This window comes from Bosea sp. NBC_00550 (assembly GCF_026020075.1).
Lineage (GTDB): Bacteria > Pseudomonadota > Alphaproteobacteria > Rhizobiales > Beijerinckiaceae > Allobosea.
The window spans coordinates 2250820-2275937 of the sequence record NZ_CP102772.1 but is presented as its reverse complement, the minus strand read 5'-3'; the positions used below and the strand labels follow the sequence as shown (position 1 = coordinate 2275937).

Below are 25118 nucleotides of genomic sequence, written 5' to 3'. Positions count from 1 at the left end.
CTATGCGAGGATGAAGTCGCGGATCGCCTGTAAGGCGCCATCCCGATCGTCGGCGAGAATACCGTGGCCGCAATCGGTGAAGCGCTGAAAGCGGACTTGTTCAGGTGGGAGGCTTGCCGCGATCTGCTCGCTGAAGGCGATCGGTGTGATCGGGTCCTTGTCTCCGGCCATGACGAGAACCGGGCAGGACACGCGCGCGAGCGCATCCCTGAAGTCGAAGCGGCCGTGCTCGTTGCGGGGACCGTTGAAGTGGACGCCAGTTTCGTTGCGCATGATGGCGCGGGCAACCCACAACCCGTCATGCCTCTGGTTGCGAGGCGCGTAGAGCGGGACGCAGACCTCTCGATAGGCCGCGCGGGTCGCGTCGGACGGGGCTGACCAATAGGCTCGCGCCGCAGCCGCCGCCTCCGCGCCTCCGAACCGTTCGAAGGCCGCATAGATCTGCTGAAAATCGACCTTTGCCGCCGCGCTGACGAGGATCAGTTTTGCGGCATGGCCCGGATGGCGCGTCGCATAAGCCTGGGCGACGAAACCGCCGAAGGAGGTTCCGAGCACGATCGGCTTGTTGATGCCGAGCGCGTCGCAAAGCGCCTTAACGTCGTCACCCCATTGGGCGAGCGTCCACAGGTCTCGTGGTCCGTCTTCGCTGCGTCCGCAGCCGCGATGGTCGTAGTAGACGATCTGGCAGATGTCGCGCAGAGCAGAGAAAGCGGGCTTGTAGAGGCTATGGTCAGCGCCCGGGCCGCCATGAAGCAGCACGAGTGTCGGCGTCTCGCGCATTCGAGGCCCGTCCGGGACCAGCCCAGCTCCCTCGGTATCGACGTAGAGGCGAACCCCGTTCACGGTAACGTGCATGATTGTCGTATCCGGGAGTTCAATTCCTCAGCCTGCCGAGAAAACCCGTCAGCTGCTCCAGCGCCTGCCGTCCTTCGGGCCTGTCGAGGTCGAACTGGTATTCGTGCGGCAGCTTCGGCTCGGTCTCGGGCGGAAAGAACAGCGTGTCGACCTTGACGCCGCGGTCTTGCAGAGCCTGAGCCATCACCACCGATTGCGGCGCCAGCGGGTCGCCATTGCCGACCGTGATGAAGCTCGGGGGGAAGGTTTCCGTCACATAGCGCGGAACCGCGGCTTCGGTGATGCGGTCGCTCTCCAGCGGGTTCGACACCCCGAAATAGGCGAAGAGTACGGAGCGGATGAAGCTTCCGAACGGCCCTGACAAGTCTAGCGCCGTCGGGTCGAAGGCCCCGCAGAACAGCGCGACGCCTCGCAGGGTGGCGGGCCCGACGGTGGGCTTGAGGCCGAGCAGCTCGGCATAGTCCTTTCCGGTCAGGCCGGCGGCGAGCTGGGCCGCGATATGCGCGCCGGCGGAATCGCCGGCGAGCACGATCCGCGAGGGATCGAGGCCGAGGCGCTGGCTCTCGCGCTGCAGGAAGCCGAGCGCTTCGTTCACCTGCAGCACGGGCTCGGGGTAGCGGGCGGTCGGCGCGCGGGTGTAGCCCACGGCAACGGCCGGATAGCCGCGCCCGGCCAGGATCTTCAGGTAAGGTCCGACATCCTTCCGGTCGCCACCGACGAAGCCGCCGCCATGTACCCAGACGATGGTCGGACGGCCGGGCTGGGCACCGCCCTGCGGCAGGTAGACATCCAGCCGCGCCTCCTCGGCCTTGCCGTAGGGAATATCGAGTCGCTCGCGAAGCGAGGCCGGAACGTGCTTGGCCAGGGCCGCATTGGTTCTCGAAGCACCGTAGGCGAAAGCCATTCGGGTCAGCAGGGCCGAAGGCCAGGGCGACAGGACGAAGGCTGCATAGGCCGCGAGCGCCAAGCCGAGGCAGAGCAGGAGAATCCGGGTCGCGCGTGGTCTCATCGTGCGAAGCTAGGCTGCCTCTCGTCCGTGGGCAACGCCGCTGACAAAGCAGGCGCCGCGCCAGGAGGTGCAAGTTTATGTAATCGGCTAAGTTGTTGATTTTGTTGTAATATGAAGCTGCTGTTAACCTCCCGTTCGTTCGCGTCTGCGAAACGGGCCGTGGCTACGAGACGGTGACGACCATGCGACGACTGGGTTTGACGGCGAAGATCATGGCATTCTTCGCGCTGCTGAGCCTCGCCGGGGCGCTTGGCCTCGTCAGCGCGCTGCAGGGTTTCGACGAGGCCCGGCGCATCGATGCCGCCGCCTTCGCCGATATCGGACTGGCCAGCAGCGCCTCGCTGCTTTCCAGCCGCGTCGCAGCCGCAGCCCTGCTCAGCAGTGTCGACGCCGACATGCCCAAGCGGGAGGTCGAGACGATGCTGGAGCGGCTCGACGGCGCCGTCGAGCTGGTCGACGCGGCCCGCGCGCATCTGATCTCCTCCTTGCCTGTCGCCTTACGCGAGGCCAACCCGACGCTCGACGCCCGGATCCGGACCTTCATCGCCTTTCAGCGCGGCATCGTCGATATCGGCCGCCGCGTTTCGGCGAAGGCCGCCCTCCTCGAAGCGGGAGCCGATGAAGCACGGACCAATGTCGACCAGATCATCATCACGACATCGGCCCTGCGCGACCAGCTTGCGCGCCGTGCGGCCGAGACGGCAGCCCGTGCCGGGGAGCGCGCCGGCAATGTCCGGCTCTGGACCATCCTGTTCGCCTGCCTGCTGCCACTCGCCGGTGGACTGGCGGCGCTGCTGCTTCTGCGCAGCCACCTGACGCGGCCGCTGCGAAGCCTCATGACGGCGATCGGGCAGGCCGCGGCATCGGATCAGGTGATCGAGGTGCCCTATCGCGGGCGGGCCGATGAAATCGGCCAGCTCGCCCGCATCGTGCGCCAGTTCAGCGAGGTGCGGGCGACGCTGGTGACGCGCGAGGCGGAAGCAGGCGACGCGCGCCGCCATGAGCAGATGCGCAGCGCGGAGCTTGCCCGCATCGCCGACGAGTTCGAAGCGCGGCTCGGCCTCCTGCTCGGAGAGATCGGCAGGGAGAGCGAAGTGCTGCGCATGGCGCTGCAGGACGCGGCGGTACGGGTCCATCAGGTATCGAGGAGCACGGAGACCGCGGCGGGCTCCGTCGACGGAGCCGGCATCGAAGCGCGTCGCTCCAGCGAGGCCGCGCTGCGCATGGAATATGTCATCGGCCAGATCAATGCCGAGGTGAGGCGGGTTTCGGAGATGGCGACCGCCGCGACGCATGAAGCGGCCGGGACCCACGCGCTGGTGACGCGGCTGACCGAGAATGCCGCCCAGATGCGCGATGTCGTCGGCATCATCGAGGCGGTCGCGCGGCAGACGAACATGCTGGCGCTCAACGCCACGATCGAGGCGGCGCGGGCCGGCACCCATGGCCGCGGCTTCGCCGTGGTCGCCGCCGAGGTGAAGACGCTGGCGAACCAGGCCTCTGAGGCGGCTGCACGGATCGTGGGTCGTATCGCGCAGGCCGAGGAAGCCCTTTCCCATGCGGCGGGAGCCGTCTCGTCCATCGGAACGAGCGTTGCCGCCGTCGAGCAGACTGGAACCGAGATCGCGACGATGGTGAATTCGCATGTCGAACTGCTGGGTTCGCTCGGCGAGACTGTGGGGCGCATCTCCGACGTCACCGCCACGGCGGCGATCGCGATGAGCGAGATCGCGGCCGCCAATCTGCAGACTGTTGGGCAGGCCGATATGGGCGCCGCGAGTGCCGGCAAGCTCGACCGGCGGATTCATGCGCTGCAGGTGGAGGCCGGTGCCTTCGTGCGGCGCCTGCGCGCGGCCTGAGCTGTTTCCGCATCGTCGCGCTTGCCTTCGGCGCGCGACTCGGCCCCATCTGCGCCATGCCTTCTTCGACGGTCCCATTACGATGAGCTGGTCGCCTCAGCAGGATGCGGCATTGACCGCCGTTGCGCGCTGGCTGCAGGCCGGCGAGCCTCAGCTCTTCCGCATGTTTGGCTATGCCGGCACCGGCAAGACCACGCTGGCGCGCCATATCGCCGAGGCGGTCGACGGCGAGGTCGTCTTCGCCGCCTATACCGGAAAGGCTGCGCTCGTCTTGCGCAACAAGGGCTGCGATGGCGCGCAGACCATCCATTCGCTGATCTACCGCTCGCGCGGCGTCGAGGAGGAGAGCCCGACCTTCGTGCTCAACCGCGAGAGCGCGGCCGCCAAGGCCAAGCTTATCATCATCGACGAATGCTCCATGGTCGACGAGGATCTGGGGCGCGACCTGCTCTCCTTCGGCACGCCGGTGCTGGTGCTCGGAGATCCCGCCCAGCTCCCTCCGGTGAAGGGCGGCGGCTTCTTCACCGAGCAGGAGCCGGACGTGATGCTGACGGAGGTCCATCGCCAGGCGGCGGACAACCCGATCGTGCGGATGTCGATGATCGTGCGCGAGGGCGGGCGGCTCGAACTCGGCGAGTACGGCCCGAGCCGGGTGATCCGGCGCGACGAGATCAATCCCGAGATCGTCATGGGTGCCGACCAGGTGCTGGTCGGCATGAACAAGACGCGGCGCAACTACAATGCCCGCATCCGCCAATTGATGGGCCGCACCGACAACAGCCCGGTCGCGGGCGAGAAGCTGGTCTGCCTGCGCAACGACAAGAGCAAGGGGCTGCTCAATGGGGGCTCCTGGATCGTGCAGGAGATCAAGACCTCGAAGAAGGGGCTCGTCACCATGCGGGTGACGCCGGAGGACGACACCGGCGCCAAGGCGGTGAAGGTGTCGGTGATGCCGAATTTCTTCGACGGCACCGAGGAGGAAATCCCCTGGGAGCTGCGCAAGCACACCGACGAGTTCACCTTCGGCTACGCGCTGACGGTGCACAAATCGCAGGGCTCGCAATGGGACGACGTCGTGCTCTTCGACGAGAGCTTCGCCTTCCGCGAGCACCGGGCGCGCTGGCTCTATACGGGACTGACACGCGCGGCGGAGACGATCACGGTGGTGGTTTAGCGCGTTCGGGCGACGTCTTATTTGAGTGGGAAGCGCTGGCGGACTGGCTCTAAAGCTTGCTGATTTTGTACGGAACCACACCGTCATCCCGGGCTTGACCCGGGATCCATGCCAGAGCCTGTCGGACGGATCGTCGGGCATGGATCCCGGATCTGCGCTTCGCTCCGTCCGGGATGACCGGCGCTTCCACGAAAACGCAGCAGGCTCCAAGCGAACGCCGCTGCTTGCGGCTAAGGGTACGCGGCATAAGCGCAAATCGCCTCGTTCGGATCGCTGAGTGATGGCGCCGCCTGGAAAGCCGGCCTGCCGCACCTGACGGATCAGAGTTGCGCAGTCGCCTTCGCCGCTCTTCGACTAGCGAAAGGCATTCCCAAACATGTCGGTCTGGCGAGCAGGCGCGCCAACGCCAGGCTGCGTGTAGGCAGGCCCATCCGCTCTTTTGCTGGGAACGGTATCTTGCGTGACACAACCGACCGGCCCGAGCAGGATGAACACCACGGTGACACATCGTTTCAGCACAGCGAACTCCATTGTTGCATTCCGGAACCAGCGCCGGACGTCCTCTTCGGACAGCTCGGCTTTTCGCCTACTATTCGTACGACCTTCAAGCTGAAAGCTGTCCCTGGGGACAATCTACGAAGGCATATCGACACACCGGGTTTCGCTGTCACATCACGGCAGGCACGACGGCGACATCCGGAAGCAAACATATTCGAGGCGCGACTCGGGCCAGCAGCCTTCATCCGGATGGCCGCTTCCAAACGTCGACTCATCCGTCACAAAGCCTGCGCCGTCGTACCCTTCGCGATGACGGGGCCTGTCGGGCGGCCTGTCGGCGAGCCTGTCGACGGTTCCAGCGTGATTTCGAAGAGCTGGTCGCGACCCAGAGGCAATTGATCCAGCCGCAGCGGCGTGCTGCGGGCGCGATCGATGAGCCCGACCGAGCGGGGGCCGACCGCGCGATCCCACAGCGTCCAGATCTCGAGCGCCTTGCCTTCGGGAACCGCGATGTTCTGTAGCGGCACCATCTCGACGCGACCGTCGGCGAAGGTGTTGACCACGGCGGCGGCCACGCTCGTGTCCGTGAGCAGCACCGCGATCATGACCGGCTGGCGCCGCGCCCGGTCGAGCGCGCCGATCAGGCCCGCCGCAAGCAGGAGCGTAGCGAACGCGCCGGCCAGCGCTGCGCCGCGCCAGACCGGCAAGCTTTCCCACCAACCGGCGAAGCGGCTGCGCGTTTGGGCTGCCGGCCGACGGCCGGGCTGCGCTGCCATGGCGATCGCTGCCTCGATGGCCGGCCACAAGGCAGGCGAGGGCGGGATGGCCGGGGCAGTGGCATCGATCGGCGCGAGGCGGGCCTGCCAGCGTGCGACGGCCAGGGACAGGTCGCTGTCGTTGTCGAGGCGCTGCTCGAAGCGCTCGCGGTCGACGCGCTCGATCAGGCCGAGCACATATTCGCCTGCGAGCGCGTCGCGGTCCTCAGGCGTCGGGATCATGCCGGAGACCGGGCTCATCCGAGGCACTCCTTCAGCGTGATCAGCGAGCGCCTGATCCAGGACTTCACCGTGCCCAGCGGCATGCCCAGGCGCCCGGCGATCTCGCCATGGGTCAGACCCTGGACGAAGGCGAGCAGCACCATGCCGCGTCGCTGGGCCGGCAGCGCCTCCAGGCAACCCTGCAGGGCTTTTGCGTCGGAGAGCTTGGCCATGACGGTTTCGGGATCGTCCTCCTCGCTCGGGGTGTCCTCGGCCAGCGGGCTGTCGCTCGTTTCGGTGCGCTTCTCATCGCGCAGGATCGAGAGCGAGCGGTTGCGCAGGATGGCGTAGATCCAGGTCAGGCCGCTGCCGCGCTGCGGATCGAACCGCGCCGCATATCGCCAGATCAGGATGAAACTGTCCTGCACCGCTTCCTCCGCCAGCGCCCGGCGCTTCAGGATGCGCAGGGCCACACCGACCATACGCGGCGACTCGGCCTCGTAGATGCGCTTCAATGCCGATTTATCGCCGCCGGCGCAGGCGAGGAGCGCTTGTTCGATCGCGATCGTCATTTCCGGTCGCGCGGCGTCGCCCGCCATCCTCGTCTCCCTGATCGGCCAGCCGCGCCTCGGCACGGTCCAGCGAAAGGTTACACGCTGGAAACGATCATGGATGCAGCGATTTTCTTTATTTTTCCCGGCGCATCCGGGCACTCCCCTGGCGTCTAACCCCTCCGAGCGCCGCGAGCCTCCGACAGGCCCGGCGGCGCCGCGAAACACAAGCGGAGGACGACGACATGACCAGGATAATGCGCATCGCGCTGACGGCCACGACCATCCTGAGCGCCGGCTCGCTGGCCGGGCTGGCCCAGGCGGGAACGCTTGCGGCGCTGAGCGGCGACAACACCCTCACCATGATCGACACGGCGACGATGAAGGCCGGCAAGTCGATGAAGGTCACCGGCATCGACGGCAAGATCGCCGGCATCGACGTGCGCCCGGCCGACGGCATGCTCTATGCGCTGGCGACGGACGGCACGATCTACACGGTCGATACCGCCGGCAAGGCGACGATGAAGTCGAAGATGGACACCGTGCTCGCCGCCGATGCCATGGCGACCGTCGATTTCAACCCCGCCGCCGACCGACTGCGCGTCATCGGCTCTGACGGCACCAATCTCCGCGTCAATGTCGAGGACGGCAAGACGACCGTCGACGGCAAGCTGAAATTCGCCGAGACCGACATGCACAAGGGCGAGGCGCCGATGATCGTGGCCGGCGCCTATACCAACTCGATGAAGGGCGCCAAGGAGACGGCGCTCTACGACATCGACGGCAAGATCGGCGGGCTGATCAAGCAGGCGCCGCCGAATGACGGCATGCTCGGCGCCGTCGGCAAGCTCGGCGTGACGGCGAAGGCCATCGCCTTCGATATCGAGACCGGGGCGGACGGCGCGAATACGGGCTGGCTGCTGGCGGATGGCGCACTCCACAAGGTGGATCTCGCCACGGGCAAGGCTACGATGGTCGGGAAGGTCGCCGGTCTCAGCGCGCCGGTACGAGACGTCGCCGCTCTACCGGCGATGTAGAGGCGGGCGATCGCGACGACCATTCGCAGGGGCCGCCGCTTCGCAGGAAGCGGCGGCCTTTCGCTTGGGCTCAGCGGAGCCCGGTCAGGCCCATTCGCGCTGCTTCAGCTTGTCCTCGAACGCGTCGATCTTCGCGTTCTTTTCCATGGTCAGGCCGATATCGTCGAGGCCGTTGAGCAGGCAGTGCTTGCGGAAGGGGTCGAGCTCGAAGGTGATCGTGCCCCCATCCGGCCCCTGGATCGTCTGCTTCTCGAGGTCGATGGTCAGCGTGGCGTTGGAGCCGCGCTCGGCGTCGTCGAAGAGGGCGTCGAGCTGCTCGGGCGTGACCTTGATCGGCAGAATGCCGTTCTTGAAGCAGTTGTTGTAGAAGATGTCGGCGAAGCTCGTGGAGATCACGCAGCGGATGCCGAAGTCGAGCAGGGCCCAGGGCGCGTGCTCGCGCGAGGAGCCGCAGCCGAAATTGTCGCCGGCGACCAGGATCTGCGACTTGCGATAGGCCGGCTGGTTCAGCACGAAATCGGGGTTTTCCGAGCCGTCCTCCTTGTAGCGCATCTCCGAGAACAGCGCGGTGCCGAGGCCGGTGCGCTTGATCGTCTTCAGATACTGCTTCGGGATGATCATGTCGGTGTCGACATTGACCACCTTCATGGGCGCGGGGGTCGAGGTCAGGGTGGTGAAGGGCTGCATGGCGGAAACTCCGATGGGCCTTTTTGCGATGTTCTTGCCGGTATGACGATGAGGGTTTCAGAGCTGCGAGGTCAGCAGCTTAAAGCTGGCGAAGGTGAAGAAGGCGGCGAGGCAGGCTTCGGCCCGGCGACGAATCCGGCGGTAGCCCGCGATCATCGAGGCCGTCGAAAACAGCACGGCGTAGAACTGGTTGATCGCGAGCGAGATCAGCATGCAGCCGCCGATGATGGCGTAGAGCACGACCGGCGGCGTATCCGGCCGCAGGGCGAGCGCGATGATCGCCGTCCAGCTCAGGATCGCCTTGGGATTGGTGAGATGCATGAGATAGCCGCGCAGGAAGGCGCGATGCCCGGGAACGGCGGCCCTTGCTGGTGGCATGTCGACGCGCAACGCCGATCGCGCCGAACGCCAGGCCAGAAACAGCAGGTAGACGCCGCCGACGATCTTGATGGCGTAGAGCGCGCCGGGATGCGCCACGACCAAGCCGGTGACGCCGATGGCGGCGAGAACGCCCCAGGTCAGGGAACCGGCGGTGACGCCGAGCGCCAGGGTGGCGCCGGCGCTGCGGCCGCGCTCCATCGACGTCGCCATCACGGCGAGGTTGCTCGGGCCGGGGCTGGCGACCGCCAGGAAGAAGGCCGAATAGACCAGCGCCAGATTGGGCAGATGGCGGATCAAATCATCCAGCATCGTCCAGCGCTCCGGCTTCGATGGCTTCCATGTCCTCGTCGGAGAAGCCGAAATGGTGGCCGATCTCATGGACCATGACATGGGTGACGATGGATCCGAGGCTCTCATCATGCTCGGCCCAGTAGTCGAGGATCGGCCTGCGATAGAGATGGATGGTGTTGGGCATCTGGCCCGTCTGCGGGCCGAAGCCCTGCTGGGGCAGGCCGACGCCGCTGAACAGGCCGAGCAGGTCGAACGGGCTCTCCGCCTCCAACTCCTTCAGCACGTCGTCCTCCGGGAACTCCGTGACGTTGAAGATCACGTCCGAGCACAAGGCGCGGAACTCCTCCGGCAGGCGGTCGAAGGCGGCTTGCGCCAGCACCTCGAACGCGTCCTGCGACGGCGCCTTGGCTCCGTCCCAGTCGATCTCCGTGCTTCTCGTCGCCACGGCGTCCATAACCTGTCTCACCAAACCTTCAGCTGATGGCCGAGCCACCAGGCCAGCACGACGACGCCCAGCAGCGAGAGCGTGCGGCCGATGCGCCGGCCCCAGAGCTCGATTCTGTCGCCATCGGGCGCGTCGGCGCCCGAGAAATGCTGTGCCGCCCGGTTCATCGAGGAGCCGAGCACGGTTTCGCTGTCGCGCTTGACCCGCTCCAGCGCCGCCTTGGCCTCGGCCTCCCGAGAGGCTCCGCGGGGATCGTTCGTCATGATCGGCTCCCCGCGTTTGCCGCTCAGCCCAGGGTGCGGACGTCGATGAAATGGCCGGTCAGGGCCGCCGCTGCCGCCATGGCCGGCGAGACCAGATGCGTGCGGCCGCGATAGCCCTGACGGCCCTCGAAATTGCGGTTCGAGGTCGAGGCGGCGCGCTGGCCGGGCTTGAGCTGGTCGGGGTTCATGCCCAGGCACATCGAGCAGCCCGGCTCGCGCCATTCGAAGCCGGCGGCGAGGAAGATCTTGTCGAGGCCTTCCAGCTCCGCCTGGATCTTCACCAGGCCCGAACCCGGCACGATCATGGCGTAGTCCAGGCTCTCATGGATCTTCTTGCCCTCGACGATCTTGGCGACCGTGCGCAGATCCTCGATGCGACCATTGGTGCAGGAGCCGATCCAGATCACGTCGAGCGGGATCTCGGTCATCTTCGTGCCGGCGGAGAGGCCCATATATTCGAGCGCGCGCTTCTTCGAGGCACGCTTGACCTCGTCGGCGATCAGCTCCGGATCGGGCACGGCGCCGGTGACCGAGATGACGTCCTCCGGGCTGGTGCCCCAGGAGACGATGGGCGGCAGGTTGGCGGCGTCGAGCGTGACCACGCGGTCGAAATGCGCGCCGTCCTCGGTGTACAGCGTCTCCCAATAGCGAACGGCGGCCTCCCAGGCTGAGCCCTTCGGCGCCTTCGGGCGGTCCTTGAGATAGGCGAAGGACTTCTCGTCCGGCGCGACCATGCCGGCGCGCGCGCCGCCCTCGATCGACATGTTGCAGACCGTCATGCGGCCTTCCATCGACAGGCCGCGGATGGCCTCGCCGGCATATTCGATCACCGAGCCGGTGCCGCCGGCCGTGCCGATCTCACCGATGATGGCGAGCGTGATGTCCTTGGCGCCGACGCCGGGCGCAGGCGTGCCGTCCACCTGGACGAGCATGTTCATCGCCTTCTTTTGGATCAGCGTCTGCGTGGCCAGCACATGCTCGACCTCGGAGGTGCCGATGCCGTGGGCGAGCGCGCCGAAGGCGCCATGCGTCGAGGTGTGGCTGTCGCCGCAGACGATGGTCGTGCCGGGCAGGGTGAAGCCCTGCTCGGGGCCGACGATGTGGACGATGCCCTGGCGCTTGTCGAGCTCGTTGAAATACTCGACGCCGAAGTCCCTGGCGTTCTTCGCGAGCGCCTCGACCTGGATGCGGCTTTCCTCTTCCTGGATGCCCTTGGAGCGGTCGGTCGTCTGGATGTTGTGGTCGACGACGGCAAGCGTCTTTTCGGGGCTGCGGACCTTGCGGCCGGTCATGCGCAGGCCTTCGAACGCCTGCGGGCTGGTGACCTCGTGGACGAGGTGGCGGTCGATGTAGAGCAGGCAGGTGCCGTCATCCTGCCGGTCGATGACGTGATCGTCGAAAATCTTGTCGTAGAGCGTGCGGGGGCCTGTTGACGCAGTCATGGCTTGGTCTCGGTCTTTAAAACTGTGACTTGGAAATTCGGTGCATCGCCGCGCCGGTCATTCCGACGCGTTGGGTCAAGCGCCTGTCGCCGGCCGCGAGAGCGGCCGGTCTCAGGCGCTGGTAAGGCCCGCGGCGATGGAGGCTGTGAAGCGGCCGAAGAAGCGCCACGGCAGGCGGGCATGATCATCCAGCGCGACAAAATCCTGCGTCGTCGGCAGGGGCGGCAGATGGCCCTCTCCCTGCACGGCGCAGAAGCGCTGGAACTGATGCTCACACGGCGACATGGGCACTATGTAGCAGTTCCAATGAAGCCGGACAATCGACGCCATCGCAGCCATGTCATCAATGTGACGCAGAGGCGCCGGGGCGGCCGGAGAGCTGGCAGTGGCCGCGTCAGAGCTCGCTGCGCAGCTGCCAGAGTTCCGGGAAGAAGGAGCGCTCCAGGGCGGTCCTCAGGAATTTCACGCCGCTGGAGCCGCCGGTGCCCGGCTTGAAGCCGATGATGCGCTCGACCGTCTTCATGTGGCGGAAGCGCCATTGCTGGAACTGGTCCTCGACGTCGACCAGTTCCTCGGCGAGCTCGTAGAGATCGAAGTAACGCGGCGTGTCCCGGTAGATCGTAAGCCATGCCGCCTTCACGGCATCGCTCGCGACATGCGGCACGCTCCAGTCGCGCTCGATGCAGTCGGCCGGGATCGGCAGGCCGCGCCGGGCGAGCAGGCGCAGGGCTTCGTCATAGAGGCTCGGCGCCTCCAGCAGCGCCTGCAGATGCGCATGGTGCCCGGCATCGTGCCGGTGCATCGCCATCATGCGAGGGTCCTTGGCGCCGAGGCGGAACTCCAGCGCGCGGTACTGGTAGGACTGGAAGCCCGACGACTGGCCGAGCGCGTCGCGGAAGGCGAGGTAGTCGGCCGGCGTCATGGTCGAGAGCACGTCCCAGGCGCTGACGAGCTGGGACTGGATGCGTGAAACCCGCGCCAGCGATTTGAAGGCCGGCTGCAGCTGGTCGGCCCGGATCGCTGCGGTGGCGCCGTCGAGCTCATGCGCGGCCAGCTTCAGCCAGAGTTCCTGTACCTGATGGATGGTGATGAAAAGCAGTTCGTCCGGCGCGTCGCTCAGCGGCTTCTGCGCCGCGAGCAGGAGATCGAGGCCGAGATAGGAGGCGTAGTCCATGCGCTCCTTGAAGTCGGTCTGCATGCCCGGTTCGACGCGGCTCTGATGATCCCCTGTGCCGGTGCCCATCGCTCTGCCCTCGCTTGCCATGCGCCTTGACGAAGGGAAGGCGCCATATATTTTAAGCTTAAAGTATTTTGCCGCGCGAACAAGGCTGACGGGACATGACAATGGCGACCGATCAGGCGACGAATATTCCCGCGGCGCTCGGCCGGCCGCCCCTCGACCTCACTGCCGCCTTCTCGCATTTCCGCCGAAACTGGCCGGACGAGCTGCATTTCGCCGCTCACAGCCACCATTTTTGGCCCGACGTCACCCGCGAGGCGCATTTGCGCTGCTGGGACGATGCCGCCCGCCTCGTCGACGGCAAGTGGGAGGAGGTTCTTGGCCCGGTCTGGCGGAAGGTGGCGCAGGGCGTGGCGAAACGCCTCCACCTGCCAGGCATCGAAGGGCTCGTTCCCGCCAACAACACCCATGAATTCGTCAACCGGCTGCTCTCCTGCCTGCCGCGCGAGCGCAGGCCGCGCATCCTGACGAGCGACGCCGAGTTCCATTCATTCCGCCGGCAGATCGAGCGGCTGGCGGAGGAGGGGCTGATCGAGCTCACCGTCGTGCCGGCCGAGCCCTTCGCCGGCCTGACGGAGCGGCTCGTCGCGGCGGCGAGGGCTGGCAATCCCGACATGGTCTTCGTCAGCCAGGTGCAGTTCAACTCCGGCTATGCGCTGACCGATCTGGAAGGGCTGGTCGCCGGGGTCGGCGCGCCGGACCGGCTCGTCGTCATCGACGGCTATCACGGCTTCCTGGCACGGCCGACCGATCTCTCGGCCATCGCCGACAAGGCCTTCTACATCGCCGGCGGCTACAAATACGCCATGGCGGGCGAGGGAGCCTGCTTCATGCACTGCCCGCCCGGCTTCGCGACGCGGCCGCGCGACACCGGCTGGTATGCCTCCTTCGGCGCGCTTTCCGGGCCGCAGGGCGGCGTCGGCTATGCCGAGAACGGCTGGCGCTTCATGGGCGCCACCTTCGATCCCTCGGGGCTCTATCGCATGGGTGCGGTGTTCGACTGGCTCGACGCGGAAGGGCTCGACGCGGCGGCGATCCATGCCCATGCGCACGCCCTGCAGGCGATCGTGGTCGAGGGGCTGGAGCGCCGGCCCTGCGGCGTGCTCGCGCCCGAGAACCTCGTCCTGCCGCTCTCCGAGCCGGCGCGCGGCAATTTCCTGACCTTCCGCCACGGCGATGCGCCGCTCTGGCACGAGCGGCTGGCGCGTGCAGGCATCACCGTCGACCTGCGCGGCGACCGGCTGCGCCTCGGCTTCGGCCTCTATCAGAACGCTGATGATGCGCGGCTTCTGCTGGAGCGGCTTGCAACGCTGGCCTGAGGCTCCGCGCTCAGCGCCGCGAGGTATCGACGCTGACGACGACGGACATGCCGGGCGTCAGCTGCTCCGCCAGGGGCTGGCCCGGATCGACGGCGATGCGGACTGGCACGCGCTGGGCGATCTTGATGAAGTTGCCGGTGGCGTTGTCGGCCCGGATGATGCTGAACTCGGAGCCTGCCGCCGGCGAGAAGCGCTCGATCCTGCCGGTCAGCCTGGCATGACGCAGCGCATCGACGGTGAAGCTCACCGGCTGGCCGACGCGCATGCCCGGCAGCTGCGTCTCCTTGAAATTGGCGATCACCCAGATCTGCGCGGGCACGAGCGACATGAGCTGCGTGCCGGCCGAGACATATTGGCCGAGCCGGGCTGAGACCTCGCCGAGGCGCCCGTCCTGCGGGGCGGTGACGCGGGTGTTCTGCAGGTCGATCTCGGCGAGATGGACGGCGGCCTCGGCGCCCTGGACCGCCGCCTCCAATGATTGGCGGTTGACGATCGCCGTCTGGATGTCCTGCCGGGCGACGTCGACGGCGGCGTTGGTGGCGGCGATCGCGGCGCGGGCCTGGTCGAGGGCCTGTTGGCTCTGGTCGGTGCTGGTCTGGCTGACGACGCCGCGCTCGCGCAGCGGCTCGATGCGGCCCCAATTCGCCTCGGCGGTGCGTAGCGCGGCCTCGGCGCTGGCGACATTCGCCTCGCTGGCGCGCAGCCGCGCCTCGGCCGCAGCGCGGGATTGCTCGGAATTGGCGAGTGCGGCGCGCTGGGCGGCGAGGCTGGCGCGGGCCTGCTCCAGCTTCTGCGCAAAGATGCGGTCATCGATGCGCAGCAGCAGGTCGCCCTGCTTCACTGTCGCGAAATCCTGCACCGGCACCTCTGCGACATAGCCGGCGAGCTGCGGCGCGATGATCGTGACCTGACCGCGCACATAGGCGTTCTCGGTGGTCTCGATGGCGCTGGCGAAAGGCGGCAGCCGCCATGCGTAGAGGATCACGGCGAGGCCGGCGAGGCCGATGGCCAGGGCGATATAGGTCGAGACGGAGCGGAAGACGCGGGTCATGGTCGATACGTTGGGTCAGCCGGCTGCCGGGGCAGGGGCGGTGGTGAAGCGCGCCCTGAAGCGCAGGACGGCAAGGTGGAGGAGGAGGCCGGCCAAGGCCAGGCCGGCGATCAGCGAGATCAGCAGGAAGGCATCGTTATAGGCGAGCACGGTCGCCTCCCGCGTCGCCTGCTGGGCGAGCAGCGTCACGCCTTCGGCCCGCGTCAGCGTCGTGTCGGTCAGGACATGGCCGTAGCTGCCGCCGAGCTGGCTGATGCGCTGGGCGACGAGCGGGTCGGACATCGCGAAACGCTCGGCCAGCACATGGTAGTGGAAGCTGGTGCGCAGGGTGATGAAGCTGCCGAAGATCGCCGAGCCGAGCAGGCCGCCGATGCTCTGCGTGAACAGGAAGACGGTGATGAAGCTCAGAATGTAGATCGGCCCGCGCGCGATCGCCCCGCCGAGCCCCTGTGCCATCGCCGCCGGCAGGAACAGCGCGGAGCCATAGGCGACCAACGCCTGGCTGAGATAGATGTCGTGCGGCCGGGTCTGGCTGGTGGCGCCGCTGTCGAGCCAGGCGCCGAGCGCGACACAGGCCAGCGCCGTGCCATAGAACCAGTTCTCGCGGCCGGGGCGCAGCAAAAGCGCGCAGGTCAGCCCTCCCGCCAGGATCGTGCAGAGGATCACGCCGTAGAGCGACAGGGTCTGCTCGTTCTGGATGCCGAGCGCCTGGAAGAAGTTGGAGGCGCCGACCGTCTGCTCCGCCAGGACGACGCGCAGCAGAAGCAAGGCACCGGCGAAATGCAGCGTCGCAGGGCTGGTGAGCCAGCGGATATCGATGAGCGGGCTTTCGCGGTGCAGTTCGATGATCGCGGCCAGCATCAGGCAGACGACCGCACAGGCAAGGAGCCAGCCGAGCCAGGGCGCCTCGAACCACCAGTAGATCCGGCCCAGGCTGAGCGCGATCGCGATCGAGCCGAAGCCGATCGCGATGAACAGATAGCTGACGAGATCGAGCGGGCCGATCCACTTCACCCGCGGCGGCGAGGTCAGCGGCAGCGCGTAGACGAAGCCGAAGGCGACCATGGCGAGCCCCGCCTCGAACAGGGTCAGGCCATGGAAGCCGCCGATATCGAGGAGCCAGGGCGAGATCAGCCGCGTCACCGGGATACCGAGCGTGGTGTTGGTCAGCGCCAGCGAGATGCCTACGGTGAGCTTCTTCTGCGGGGGCAGGGGCTCGATCATGTAGAAAAAGGCGAGCGAGGACATCGGCGCCGCCGCCATGCCGCTCATGAAGCGGACCATCACGGCCGATTGCAAATCGTGGACGAAGAAGAAGTTGAGCAGCGCCGCGAGGACGAAGCCGGCGAGGCTGATCTCCGCGAAATTGCGCAGTCCGTACTGCATGCGGATCTTGATCAGCGCGATCGAGAGCGAGACGTTCGGCGCCATATAGGCGGCGATCAGCCAGTTGGTCTCGGCGATGGTGGCGCCGAGCTCGCCCTGGATCTGGTAGACGTTCGTGTTGACGATGTTCTGGCCGATCTGCTGCGTCATCGCCAGCGTCACCGAAGCGAGCATGTAGGCGAGGGCGCGGGCGGGCGGCATGGTGAGCCCGGCCGGAGGCGCGGCGGTGGGAGCGATCGTCGTTTCGGTCGCGCTCATGGGGCGGCGCTCCGCCCGGCGACGATGTTGCGCGAGGTACGGCGCAGGACGTCGAGCGCGGTCTCCAGCTCGGCCGGTGCGATGCCTTGCAGGATGCCGGCGCGCAGTTCGGCGAGGAAGTTCAGGATGTCCTGCGCCTGGGCGCGAGCTGTCTCGGTCAGGAAGACGCGGCGCGCGCGCCGGTCGCCCTCGACGGCTCGGCGCTCGATCATGCCGTTGCGCTCGAGACCGTCGAGGAGACGCACCAGCGTCGGCTGCTCGATGTCGAGCAAGTCGGCGAGATCGGACTGAATCGGGCCGTCCTCGCGGGCGAGCTCCATCAGCAGGCGGGCGCGGGCAAGGGTCAGCCCCATGCCGCGGGCACGCTCGTCGACGAGCGCCCTCAGCTTCCGGTTGACGGAAGCGAGCTCGGCAGTGAAGGCGGCCTGAAGCTGTGCGTGATCCATAGGGCGAACATAAGTAGCATGCTAATGATTGGCATACTTATATCTGACTAGGACGCATATCAACCGACAAAACTGAGCCTTGAGATGCGTTTTTAGAATGTCTTGGGGTTGATGCGTCGGCGAGCGTGTCATCCCGGACGGAGCGAAGCGGAGATCCGGGATCCAGGCCTGAACCTCGACCGGAAGCGCTCCGGCATGGATTCCTGGTCAAGCCCGGGATGACGGCGCGTCTCCGTGCGACGCCGGCAGATTTCGGGGACCATTCCAGGCGACAAAAAAACGCGGTCCCGAAGGACCGCGTTCCAATCTTCTCGCGCTGAGGCTGCGGCTTACTTGCCGGCGGCCTTCTGGCCCTTGGCGGGCTTGGCATCGACGCGCTCGGCGATACGGGCCGACTTGCCGCGGCGATCGCGCAGGTAATAGAGCTTGGCGCGGCGCACCTTGCCCTTGCGGATGACCTTGATCGAATCGAGGTTCGGCGAGAACAGCGGGAAGACGCGCTCGACGCCCTCGCCATAGGAAATCTTGCGGACGGTGAAGCTCTGGTTGAGCCCGCCGCCGTTGCGGGCGATCACGACGCCCTCATAGGCCTGGACGCGGCTGCGCTCGCCTTCCTTGACCTTGACGTTGACCTGCACGGTGTCGCCGGGCTGGAACTGCGGAATCTCGCGGCCCTCGCTCAGCTTGGCAATCTGCTCCTGGTCGAGCTGTTCGATGATGTTCATGGGTCTCTCCATGGCCGTGTTCGCGTGTGGACACGCGGGCGTTACGGCGCGCTGTTTTCAGTTGAGTGCGGGGCCATACAGGACACCCGTGCATTTGTCGAGCGGCAATGCCGGCAAAGCGCGCCGGCGAGGAACCGCTTGTTGGCGACAATGGCGATATGCATAGCCTTGCCGGAACCGAGATACCAGCGGGACGACAGGCCATGACCGAGACGACCACGAAGACCGCCCTCGTCACCGGCGCCGCGCGCGGCATCGGGCTTGCCACCGCCAAGCGCTTCCTGACCGAAGGCTGGCAGGTCGGGCTGCTCGACATCGACGGGGCCGGTCTGGAGCGAGCGGCGGCGGAGATCGCCGAGCCGGAGCGGACGCTGGTGCTGCCCTGCGACGTGGCCGTGCCCGCGCAGCTCGAAGCGGCCTTCGCCGGGCTGACCAAGCGTTTCGGGCGGCTCGATGCGCTCGTCAACAACGCGGGAACCGCGGTGTTCAAGCCGCTGCTGGAAACGACCTATGAGGAGTGGCAGCGGGTGCTCGCGGTCAATCTCACCGGCCCGTTCCTGGCGACGCAGCTCGCCGCGCCGCTGATGGCCGACCATGGCGGCGGCGCCATCGTCAACATCACCTCGATCTCCGGCCTGCGCGCCTCGACCCTGCGCGTCGCCTACGGCACCTCGAAGGCGGGGCTGGCGCATCTGACCAAGCAGCAGGCGGCGGAGCTCGCGGGGCTCGGCATCCGGGTCAACGCGGTCGCGCCGGGCCCTGTCGAGACCGCGATGGCCAAGGCCGTGCACAGCGCCGAGATCCGCGCCGACTATCGCGACGCCATTCCGCTCGCCCGCTACGGGCGGGAGGAGGAATTGGCCGAGTCGATCTTCTTCCTGTGCTCGGACAAGGCGAGCTACATCACCGGGCAGGTGCTGGCCGTCGATGGCGGCTTCGACGCGGTCGGCATCGGTCTCGCCACGCTGCGCGGCGAGCGACGGAACCTGTAGGCGAGGTCGGTTGTGTCTTCATCCGGCGGTCTTCGTGTTGCCGCACAGGCGGGGCTGAGCAAAAAAGGAAATGAGGTCAAGATGTCTGCCGAAAAGGTCAAAGGCCCTGCCTCGTATTTCCCCTCTATCGAGAAGACCTACGGCCAGTCGATCGATCATTGGCTTTCGATCATCGATGGGATGAAGGAGAAGAAGCATTCCGAGATGGTCGCGGTGCTCAAGGCGGAGCACACGATGGGGCACGGCCATGCCAATGCGCTGGTGGCCCATTATCGCGCCGGCAATCCGGACTGACGGACTGTGGCCTCGGTGGATCGGTCCAGTTTCCCGCCTATTCGGTCCTGAACAGTTTGCCGTTCGGCGGCGTGCGCAGGAGCCGCTGTCGCGGCGCGGCAGGCCATTGCCCCGCATCATCCCCAAAGCGGCGCGCGGGCGATGCGCTTGTAACCGTTACAGCATCGACAGGTCGGGGAGGCGTGCGAAGTTGCCGATCCAAGCCTTTGCGCGGGAGAGGACGATGCGGTTAAGCTGGTTTGGTGGCGCGATGCTGGCCCTGCACGGGCTTGCGGTTCAAGCTCAGACAGTCCCTGCGGACGAGCTGGCGCGCCGCAGCGTCGAACGGCGTGCGACAGAGGCCATGATCTGGGCCATGCCTGCGGTCAATACCGATCTGATGCTTCAGGAGGCTCTCAGCAAGACCAAGGCGAAGCCCAACGATATCGTCTTCTGGTCGCAGCCGGTGAACTGGAAGAACCAGACGCTGACGCCGAACCCGGATTCGATCTACTTCATGTCGTTCTGGAACGTGAAGGACGGCCCGGTCGTCATCCAGATTCCTCCGGCAAAGGGTGGATCGATCGCCGGCAACATCGTCACCATCTGGCAGATGCCGCTCGAGGATGCCGGGCCGGAAGGGGCGGACAGGGGCACAGGCGGCAAGTACCTGATCACGCCGCCGGGCTACAAGGGCAGGGTTCCGGCAGGCTATTTCCATCTGCCGTCCGACAGCTATAGCGGCTTTGCACTGCTGCGCGCCAATTTGCCGAGCCACAGCGCGGCGGACATCGCGAAATCGGTCGCCTATGGCAAGCAGGTCAGAATCTACCCGCTGTCGCGCGCCGCGAGCCCGCCGGCGACGAATTTCGTCGACGCCTATGACGTGATGTTCGACTCGACGATCAAGTACGACGCCAGCTTCTATCGCAACCTCGACCGCGTCGTGCAGAACGAACCCTGGCTGCAGCGCGACCGGGCGATGATCGACCAGCTCAAGACGCTCGGCATCGAGAAGGGCAAGCCCTTCACCCCCGATGCGAAGACGCAGGACGCTCTCGAGGCGGGCGCCAGGGAAGCCCGCGCGCTGCTCTCGCAGCGCTACGAGGCCGGGTTCCCCGTCATCAACCAGGGTATCCGCTGGTTTCCAGCCGCGATGCCAGAGGTCATCAAGGCGGTCCAGAACGGCTACGCCGATATCGACCTCTATCCCGTCGATGCGCGCGGCGTGACCTATACGCTCGGCTTCACCGGCATCAAGCGGATCGGTACCGCGCAGTTCTACCTGATGGCAAACAAGGACAAGGACGGCAACCCGTTCGACGGCGGCGCCAGCTACAGGCTGACCGTGCCGCCCAACGCGCCGGTGAAGCAATACTGGTCGGCGACGGTCTACGACCGGGAAACCCACGCCCTCGTCAAGAACATGAACCGGGCCAGCCTCGCCTCGATCGGCCCCGGGGTGCAGAAGAATCCGGATGGTTCGGTCGACGTGTTCTTCGGTCCACAGGCGCCGGCCGGCAAGGAAGCGAATTGGGTGCCGACCGACCCGAACCGCAAGTTCGAATTGCTGTTCCGGCTTTACGGACCGGAGAAGCCGCTCTTCGACAAGAGTTGGAAACTGCCGGATGCCGAGCGCCTGTCGCAGCCGTGAGGCCGCGCATGACGCCCTGTCGTCTCCTCCGCATCGTCGCAGCGCAGCAGACAATTCCCTTGCACCGACCGCGGAACGGCGCGAACCTTCCTGCACGATAGCCTCTCGACGGCCGCCCGACCTGCTCGGGCCGGTGCGACCGCCGCCCGACCGGCGTCTCGGCTTCGCTTTCCCGCCGCGCCGGCCTCCAGCCGCGCCGGAACGGGCTCCAGCCCTCCACGCGGCCCAACCCGCAGGAGGACGTCATGGCAGCACAGAACGGCAAGGGAGACGAAGCCCGCGGCACCCGACGCGCGGGGCCGCGATGCATCGCGATCGTCGGCCCCTTTCAGAGCGGCAAGACCACCTTGCTCGAAAGCATCCTGATGCGGTGCGGCGCGCTCTCGCGCACGGGCTCCGTCAAGGGCGGCAATACGGTCGGCGATGCCGCGCCCGAGGCCCGCGCCCACCAGATGAGCACGGAGCCCAGCGTCGCGACGGTCGATTTCCTCGGCGACATCTTCCATTTCATCGATTGTCCCGGCTCGGTCGAGTTCCTGCACGAGATGCGGCATGTCCTGCCGGTGGTCGATGCCGCCGTCGTGGTCTGCGAGGCGGATGACCGCAAGGCGCCGGCGCTGGAGCTCGTGCTGCGCGAGCTCGAGGAGGCCGACATTCCGCGCTTCCTCTTCCTCAACAAGATCGACACGGCCTCGCGCCGTGTGCGCGAGACGCTCGGCATCCTGCAGCGGGCGTCGCGCACCCCGCTGCTGCTGCGCCAGATCCCGATCTGGCAAAAGGGCATCGCCGTCGGCTTCATCGATCTCGCTCTGGAGCGGGCCTTCATCTATCGCGAGCATGCGCCGAGCGAGGTCGTGCCGCTGGCGATCGACGAGAGCGACCGCGAGAAGGAAGCGCGTTTCTCCATGCTCGAGCGGCTCGCCGATTACGACGACGAACTGATGGAGGAACTGCTCGGCGACATGGAGCCGCCGCGCGACCGCATCTTCGACGATCTCGCCCGCGAGCTGCAGCATCGCCATGTCGTGCCGGTGCTGATCGGCGCGGCGGAACGCGGCAATGGCGTGACGCGGCTGCTCAAGGCGCTCCGCCACGAGGCGCCGGGCCTGGCCGAGACGCGTGGGCGGACCGGTATCCTGCCGGAGGGACCGCCGCTCGCCCAGGTGATGAAGACCTGGCATTCGAGCCAGGGCGGCAAGCTCTCGCTGGCGCGGGTCATGCGCGGGCGCCTGGCCGAAGGGGATGTCGTGACCTCGTCTGCCGGGGTCGAGGCCCGCATCGCCGGCGTCCTGGCGCTGAAGGGCGCGGAGCAGAGCCGCAAGCCCGCGGCCGAGGAGGGCGAGGTCGCGGCCTTCGCCAAGCTGGAGGGGATCGAGACCGGCGATTCCTTCATGCTCGGCAAGCAGCGTGCAAGCGTCGTCAGCGCGATCGCGCCGCCCGAGGCGGTCCATGCCGTCGCGATCGCGGTGAAGGAACGCAAGGACGATGTCCGGCTTGCGGCCGCCCTGCAGCGATTGACCGAGGAGGATGCGGCGCTTTCGGTCACCCAGGTGCCGGAGCTCGGCGAGACCCGCTTGTCCGGCCAGGGCGAGATGCATCTGCGTGTCGCGCTGGAGAAGCTCGCGGGCCGCTATGGCGTGGCGGTGGCGAGCCGGCCGCCGCAGGTCGGCTACCGCGAAACCATCCGCGGCCAGGCCGGCGCACGGGGCCGGCACCGCAAGCAGAGCGGCGGCCATGGCCAGTATGGCGATGTCGTGATCGAGGTCGCGCCGCTGCCGCGCGGGGAGGGCATCCGCTTCGTCGACAAGATCGCCGGTGGCGTGGTGCCGCGCCAGTATATCGGCTCGGTCGAGGCCGGCATGCGGGATTTCTGCGACAAGGGGCCGCTCGGCTTCCCGGTCGTCGATCTCGCGGTCACGCTGACCGACGGCTCCTACCACACCGTCGATTCCTCCGACATGGCCTTCCGGCAGGCGGCGCGGCTGGCGATGAACGAGGCGATGCCGCAGGCGAAGCCCGTTCTGCTCGAGCCGATCCTGTCCGTCGATGTGGTCATTCCCTCGGAGGCGATGTCGCGCGCCTCCGCGCTGATCTCCGCCCGGCGCGGGCAGATCCTGGGCTATGACACGCGGCCCGGCTGGCGCGGCTGGGACCAGATCAGGGCGCTGGTTCCGGAGGCCGAGATGATGGGGCTGATCGTCGAGCTGCGCTCGGCCACCTCCGGTGTTGGCTCCTTCAGCGCTCGCTTCGATCATCTGGCCGAGCTTGCGGGCAAACCTGCGGAGGCGGTCGTCTCGGCCCACGCTCTGGCCGTGGCCCAGGGGCGCTGACGCCCGCGCCTTTCGCGAGAAAGCCGAACCGGAAGCCGTGCGGCTTCCGGTTTTGCTTGCTTTCGCCTCTTTCGAACAGTTTATATATGAACATTGCGGGGCGGATAGCCGGCGCTTGCGCCTTCGCCCGCCGTTCCGCACTCTATGACGATGACAAGGCTCGGAGCCGGCCACAGGCCGGTAACCGGGTGAGAGGGAGGGACGATGAACGCGATCGGCGCCACGCAGGCCAAGACTGATTCACGCCCGTGGCTTGCGCATTATCCGCCGGCGGTGCCGCCGGAGCTGGACGAAGCCAAGATCGGGACGCTGGCCGACCTGATCCGCTCCGCCTGCACGCGCTATGGCAGCCGGCCGGCCTTCGAGAGCTTCGGCAAGACGATCACCTTCGCCGAGACGCAGGCCGCGGCCGAGGCGTTCGCGGGATGGCTGCAGGCGCAGGGGCTGAAGAAGGGCGACCGCGTCGCGTTGATGATGCCGAACATCCTGGCCTATCCGGCGGCGATCTTCGGCACGCTGCTCGGCGGCTTCACCGTGGTCAACGTCAATCCGCTCTACACGGCGCGCGAGCTGACCCATCAGGTCAACGACGCCGGCGCGCGGGTGCTCGTGGTGATCGAGAACTTTGCCCATGTCGTCGAGGAGGCGAAGCCGAACCTGAAGATCGACTCCGTCGTCATCGCCACGGCGGGCGATCTGATGGGCTTCAAGGGCAAGATCGTCAATTTCGTCGCGCGGCGGATCAAGAAGGTGGTCAAGCCGTTCAACCTGCCCGAAGCGATTCCTCTCCAGCAGATCCTCCACGGCGGTGCGGCGATGACGCCCGTGGCCGTAGCGCCGGAGGATGTTGCGTTTCTGCAGTATACGGGCGGCACGACCGGCATCGCCAAGGGCGCGACGCTGACGCATCGCAATGTCGCGGCCAATGTCCAGCAGGCCGGCCTGTGGCTGGAGTGGATGCTGGAGCCGCCGCTCGGCCGCAGCGACTATCAGCACGTCATGGTGACGGCGCTGCCGCTCTACCACATCTTCGCGCTGACCTGTTGCTGCATGTTCCTGCTGCGGATCGGCGCCAAGAGCCTGCTGATCGCCAACCCCCGCGACATTCCCGGCTTCATCAAGACGCTGAAGGCGAGCCGCTTCACGCTCTTCTCCGGGGTCAACACGCTCTACAACGCCCTCGCCAACCATCCGGAGATCAAGGACGTCGATTTCACCGAGATGCGCTTCGCCGTCGCCGGCGGCATGGCGACGCAGGCCGCTGTCGCCAAGCACTGGAAGGCCGTGACCGGGCGGCCGATCATCGAGGGCTACGGGCTCTCGGAAACCTCGCCGATCGCGACGATCAACCGACCCGACATCCAGGAGTTCAGCGGCACCATCGGCTATCCGATCCCCTCCACGCAGATCGCCATCCGCGACGCCGAGGGCAGCGACATGCCGCTGGGCGAGGCCGGCGAGATCTGCATCCGCGGGCCGCAGGTGATGGTGGGTTACTGGAACCGTCCGGACGAGACCGCCAAGGCGATGACGGCTGACGGCTATTTCCGCAGCGGCGACATCGGCGTGATGCTGCCGGACGGTCAGGTCAAGGTCGTCGACCGGATGAAGGACATGGTCCTGGTCTCCGGCTTCAACGTCTATCCGAACGAGGTCGAGGACGTGCTCGCCGCGCATCCGGGCGTGCTGGAATCGGCGGTGATCGGCCTGCCCGACGAGCATTCGGGCGAGGCGGTCACGGCCTTCGTCGTGCGCAAGGACCAGACCCTGACGGCGGATGAGCTGCGCGCCTACTGCAAGGAGAATCTGACCGGCTACAAGGTGCCCAAGCAGATCTTCTTCCGGGAGACCCTGCCGAAGACCAATGTCGGCAAGGTGCTGCGGCGGGCGCTCCGCGAAGAGGTCGTCGCCAAGCGCTGAGAGGCTGCGACGCGCGAGGCGGTCGACAGCCGGGGGAACAATGTGTCTTCTGTGC

General features: G+C 66.9%; 23 protein-coding genes and 1 pseudogene. 9 read left to right on the top strand and 15 right to left on the bottom strand.

From position 1 onward, the window contains the following. Positions 1-855, bottom strand: coding sequence for an alpha/beta fold hydrolase (locus NWE53_RS10870; RefSeq protein ID WP_265054314.1), 855 nt, complete (start codon positions 853-855; stop codon positions 1-3). Between the two features lie 19 nt (positions 856-874). After that, on the bottom strand, positions 875-1864 hold the full coding sequence (locus NWE53_RS10865) for an alpha/beta hydrolase (protein WP_265054313.1): 990 nt from the start codon (positions 1862-1864) through the stop codon (positions 875-877). 212 nt (positions 1865-2076) lie between these two features. On the opposite strand from NWE53_RS10865, the gene NWE53_RS10860 reads away from it, so the two are divergent. Then, a complete protein-coding gene (locus tag NWE53_RS10860; RefSeq protein ID WP_265054312.1) occupies positions 2077-3723 on the top strand; it encodes a methyl-accepting chemotaxis protein in 1647 nt (548 codons plus the stop codon). An 82-nt stretch (positions 3724-3805) separates the two neighbouring features. Further along, positions 3806-4897: an ATP-dependent DNA helicase gene (locus NWE53_RS10855; RefSeq protein WP_265054311.1), complete on the top strand. Its 1092-nt coding sequence runs from the start codon at positions 3806-3808 to the stop codon at positions 4895-4897. 776 nt (positions 4898-5673) lie between these two features. Here the strand turns inward: NWE53_RS10855 and NWE53_RS10850 are convergent. Both NWE53_RS10850 and NWE53_RS10845 read right to left on the bottom strand, forming a co-directional pair. Further along, entirely contained in the window at positions 5674-6411 is a 738-nt protein-coding gene (locus NWE53_RS10850) for an anti-sigma factor (RefSeq protein ID WP_265054310.1), read from the bottom strand. After that, a complete protein-coding gene (locus tag NWE53_RS10845) occupies positions 6408-6971 on the bottom strand; it encodes a sigma-70 family RNA polymerase sigma factor (RefSeq protein WP_265054309.1) in 564 nt (187 codons plus the stop codon). The genes NWE53_RS10850 and NWE53_RS10845 overlap by 4 nt, the downstream gene beginning before the upstream one ends. 197 nt (positions 6972-7168) lie before the next feature. On the opposite strand from NWE53_RS10845, the gene NWE53_RS10840 reads away from it, so the two are divergent. After that, the gene (locus tag NWE53_RS10840; RefSeq protein WP_265054308.1) at positions 7169-7960 is read left to right on the top strand and encodes a DUF4394 domain-containing protein; all 792 of its coding nucleotides are present in this window, start codon (positions 7169-7171) and stop codon (positions 7958-7960) included. An 84-nt stretch (positions 7961-8044) separates the two neighbouring features. Here NWE53_RS10840 and leuD read toward each other — a convergent pair whose 3' ends face one another. From leuD to kynA, 7 genes are all read right to left on the bottom strand, one after another. Continuing rightward, positions 8045-8647 (bottom strand): 3-isopropylmalate dehydratase small subunit, encoded by a 603-nt coding sequence (leuD, locus tag NWE53_RS10835; RefSeq protein WP_265054307.1) that lies wholly within the window; start codon positions 8645-8647, stop codon positions 8045-8047. 57 nt (positions 8648-8704) lie between these two features. Continuing rightward, entirely contained in the window at positions 8705-9337 is a 633-nt protein-coding gene (locus NWE53_RS10830; RefSeq protein ID WP_265054306.1) for a LysE family translocator, read from the bottom strand. After that, positions 9327-9773 carry a metallopeptidase family protein gene (locus NWE53_RS10825; protein ID WP_265054876.1) on the bottom strand — a complete coding sequence of 149 codons (447 nt, stop codon included), beginning with the start codon at positions 9771-9773 and terminating at the stop codon, positions 9327-9329. Before NWE53_RS10825 ends, NWE53_RS10830 begins: the two co-directional genes overlap by 11 nt. A gap of 8 nt (positions 9774-9781) precedes the next feature. Then, positions 9782-10027 (bottom strand): hypothetical protein, encoded by a 246-nt coding sequence (locus NWE53_RS10820; protein ID WP_265054305.1) that lies wholly within the window; start codon positions 10025-10027, stop codon positions 9782-9784. A gap of 23 nt (positions 10028-10050) precedes the next feature. After that, positions 10051-11469, bottom strand: a complete 1419-nt coding sequence (leuC, locus tag NWE53_RS10815) for a 3-isopropylmalate dehydratase large subunit (protein WP_265054304.1) — start codon at positions 11467-11469, stop codon at positions 10051-10053. A 111-nt stretch (positions 11470-11580) separates the two neighbouring features. Beyond that, positions 11581-11799, bottom strand: a complete 219-nt coding sequence (locus NWE53_RS10810; protein WP_265054303.1) for a hypothetical protein — start codon at positions 11797-11799, stop codon at positions 11581-11583. A gap of 64 nt (positions 11800-11863) precedes the next feature. Then, positions 11864-12712 carry a tryptophan 2,3-dioxygenase gene (gene kynA, locus NWE53_RS10805; RefSeq protein ID WP_265054302.1) on the bottom strand — a complete coding sequence of 283 codons (849 nt, stop codon included), beginning with the start codon at positions 12710-12712 and terminating at the stop codon, positions 11864-11866. Between the two features lie 101 nt (positions 12713-12813). On the opposite strand from kynA, the gene NWE53_RS10800 reads away from it, so the two are divergent. Further along, entirely contained in the window at positions 12814-14028 is a 1215-nt protein-coding gene (locus NWE53_RS10800) for a cysteine desulfurase (protein ID WP_265054301.1), read from the top strand. Here the strand turns inward: NWE53_RS10800 and NWE53_RS10795 are convergent. The 4 genes and pseudogenes from NWE53_RS10795 to rplS all read right to left on the bottom strand — a co-directional run bounded on the left by NWE53_RS10795 (position 13974) and on the right by rplS (position 17894). After that, positions 13974-15079 (bottom strand): annotated as a pseudogene (locus NWE53_RS10795) (HlyD family secretion protein). The gene NWE53_RS10800 and the pseudogene NWE53_RS10795 sit on opposite strands and share 55 nt — an antisense overlap. 15 nt (positions 15080-15094) lie before the next feature. Beyond that, positions 15095-16723 (bottom strand): efflux MFS transporter permease, encoded by a 1629-nt coding sequence (locus tag NWE53_RS10790; protein WP_265054300.1) that lies wholly within the window; start codon positions 16721-16723, stop codon positions 15095-15097. Beyond that, the gene (locus NWE53_RS10785) at positions 16720-17169 is read right to left on the bottom strand and encodes a MarR family winged helix-turn-helix transcriptional regulator (RefSeq protein WP_265054299.1); all 450 of its coding nucleotides are present in this window, start codon (positions 17167-17169) and stop codon (positions 16720-16722) included. The genes NWE53_RS10790 and NWE53_RS10785 overlap by 4 nt, the downstream gene beginning before the upstream one ends. A gap of 329 nt (positions 17170-17498) precedes the next feature. Further along, positions 17499-17894 carry a 50S ribosomal protein L19 gene (gene rplS, locus NWE53_RS10780; protein ID WP_265054298.1) on the bottom strand — a complete coding sequence of 132 codons (396 nt, stop codon included), beginning with the start codon at positions 17892-17894 and terminating at the stop codon, positions 17499-17501. A gap of 203 nt (positions 17895-18097) precedes the next feature. Between rplS and NWE53_RS10775 the strand changes: the two genes are divergently transcribed. The 5 genes from NWE53_RS10775 (at position 18098) to NWE53_RS10755 (ending at position 25063) form a co-directional block, all read left to right on the top strand. Then, on the top strand, positions 18098-18886 hold the full coding sequence (locus NWE53_RS10775) for an SDR family NAD(P)-dependent oxidoreductase (protein WP_265054297.1): 789 nt from the start codon (positions 18098-18100) through the stop codon (positions 18884-18886). An 81-nt stretch (positions 18887-18967) separates the two neighbouring features. Then, positions 18968-19180: a DUF4287 domain-containing protein gene (locus tag NWE53_RS10770; protein ID WP_265054296.1), complete on the top strand. Its 213-nt coding sequence runs from the start codon at positions 18968-18970 to the stop codon at positions 19178-19180. A 223-nt stretch (positions 19181-19403) separates the two neighbouring features. Then, positions 19404-20813: a DUF1254 domain-containing protein gene (locus NWE53_RS10765; RefSeq protein ID WP_265054295.1), complete on the top strand. Its 1410-nt coding sequence runs from the start codon at positions 19404-19406 to the stop codon at positions 20811-20813. Positions 20814-21058: 245 nt separating this feature from the next. Next, a complete protein-coding gene (locus tag NWE53_RS10760) occupies positions 21059-23143 on the top strand; it encodes an elongation factor G (RefSeq protein ID WP_265054294.1) in 2085 nt (694 codons plus the stop codon). Between the two features lie 204 nt (positions 23144-23347). Further along, positions 23348-25063, top strand: coding sequence for an AMP-binding protein (locus NWE53_RS10755; RefSeq protein WP_265054293.1), 1716 nt, complete (start codon positions 23348-23350; stop codon positions 25061-25063). Positions 25064-25118: the final 55 nt, after the last annotated feature.

What these genes read in the sequence shown, in the direction of transcription:
- NWE53_RS10870 (WP_265054314.1), bottom strand. Translation starts at nt 855, where the DNA reads ATGCACGTTACCGTGAACGGGGTTCGCCTCTACGTCGATACCGAGGGA.
- NWE53_RS10865 (WP_265054313.1), bottom strand. Translation starts at nt 1,864, where the DNA reads ATGAGACCACGCGCGACCCGGATTCTCCTGCTCTGCCTCGGCTTGGCG.
- NWE53_RS10860 (WP_265054312.1), top strand. Translation starts at nt 2,077, where the DNA reads ATGGCATTCTTCGCGCTGCTGAGCCTCGCCGGGGCGCTTGGCCTCGTC.
- NWE53_RS10855 (WP_265054311.1), top strand. Translation starts at nt 3,806, where the DNA reads ATGAGCTGGTCGCCTCAGCAGGATGCGGCATTGACCGCCGTTGCGCGC.
- NWE53_RS10850 (WP_265054310.1), bottom strand. Translation starts at nt 6,411, where the DNA reads ATGAGCCCGGTCTCCGGCATGATCCCGACGCCTGAGGACCGCGACGCG.
- NWE53_RS10845 (WP_265054309.1), bottom strand. Translation starts at nt 6,971, where the DNA reads ATGGCGGGCGACGCCGCGCGACCGGAAATGACGATCGCGATCGAACAA.
- NWE53_RS10840 (WP_265054308.1), top strand. Translation starts at nt 7,169, where the DNA reads ATGACCAGGATAATGCGCATCGCGCTGACGGCCACGACCATCCTGAGC.
- leuD (WP_265054307.1), bottom strand. Translation starts at nt 8,647, where the DNA reads ATGCAGCCCTTCACCACCCTGACCTCGACCCCCGCGCCCATGAAGGTG.
- NWE53_RS10830 (WP_265054306.1), bottom strand. Translation starts at nt 9,337, where the DNA reads ATGCTGGATGATTTGATCCGCCATCTGCCCAATCTGGCGCTGGTCTAT.
- NWE53_RS10825 (WP_265054876.1), bottom strand. Translation starts at nt 9,773, where the DNA reads ATGGACGCCGTGGCGACGAGAAGCACGGAGATCGACTGGGACGGAGCC.
- NWE53_RS10820 (WP_265054305.1), bottom strand. Translation starts at nt 10,027, where the DNA reads ATGACGAACGATCCCCGCGGAGCCTCTCGGGAGGCCGAGGCCAAGGCG.
- leuC (WP_265054304.1), bottom strand. Translation starts at nt 11,469, where the DNA reads ATGACTGCGTCAACAGGCCCCCGCACGCTCTACGACAAGATTTTCGAC.
- NWE53_RS10810 (WP_265054303.1), bottom strand. Translation starts at nt 11,799, where the DNA reads ATGGCGTCGATTGTCCGGCTTCATTGGAACTGCTACATAGTGCCCATG.
- kynA (WP_265054302.1), bottom strand. Translation starts at nt 12,712, where the DNA reads ATGGGCACCGGCACAGGGGATCATCAGAGCCGCGTCGAACCGGGCATG.
- NWE53_RS10800 (WP_265054301.1), top strand. Translation starts at nt 12,814, where the DNA reads ATGGCGACCGATCAGGCGACGAATATTCCCGCGGCGCTCGGCCGGCCG.
- NWE53_RS10790 (WP_265054300.1), bottom strand. Translation starts at nt 16,723, where the DNA reads ATGAGCGCGACCGAAACGACGATCGCTCCCACCGCCGCGCCTCCGGCC.
- NWE53_RS10785 (WP_265054299.1), bottom strand. Translation starts at nt 17,169, where the DNA reads ATGGATCACGCACAGCTTCAGGCCGCCTTCACTGCCGAGCTCGCTTCC.
- rplS (WP_265054298.1), bottom strand. Translation starts at nt 17,894, where the DNA reads ATGAACATCATCGAACAGCTCGACCAGGAGCAGATTGCCAAGCTGAGC.
- NWE53_RS10775 (WP_265054297.1), top strand. Translation starts at nt 18,098, where the DNA reads ATGACCGAGACGACCACGAAGACCGCCCTCGTCACCGGCGCCGCGCGC.
- NWE53_RS10770 (WP_265054296.1), top strand. Translation starts at nt 18,968, where the DNA reads ATGTCTGCCGAAAAGGTCAAAGGCCCTGCCTCGTATTTCCCCTCTATC.
- NWE53_RS10765 (WP_265054295.1), top strand. Translation starts at nt 19,404, where the DNA reads ATGCGGTTAAGCTGGTTTGGTGGCGCGATGCTGGCCCTGCACGGGCTT.
- NWE53_RS10760 (WP_265054294.1), top strand. Translation starts at nt 21,059, where the DNA reads ATGGCAGCACAGAACGGCAAGGGAGACGAAGCCCGCGGCACCCGACGC.
- NWE53_RS10755 (WP_265054293.1), top strand. Translation starts at nt 23,348, where the DNA reads ATGAACGCGATCGGCGCCACGCAGGCCAAGACTGATTCACGCCCGTGG.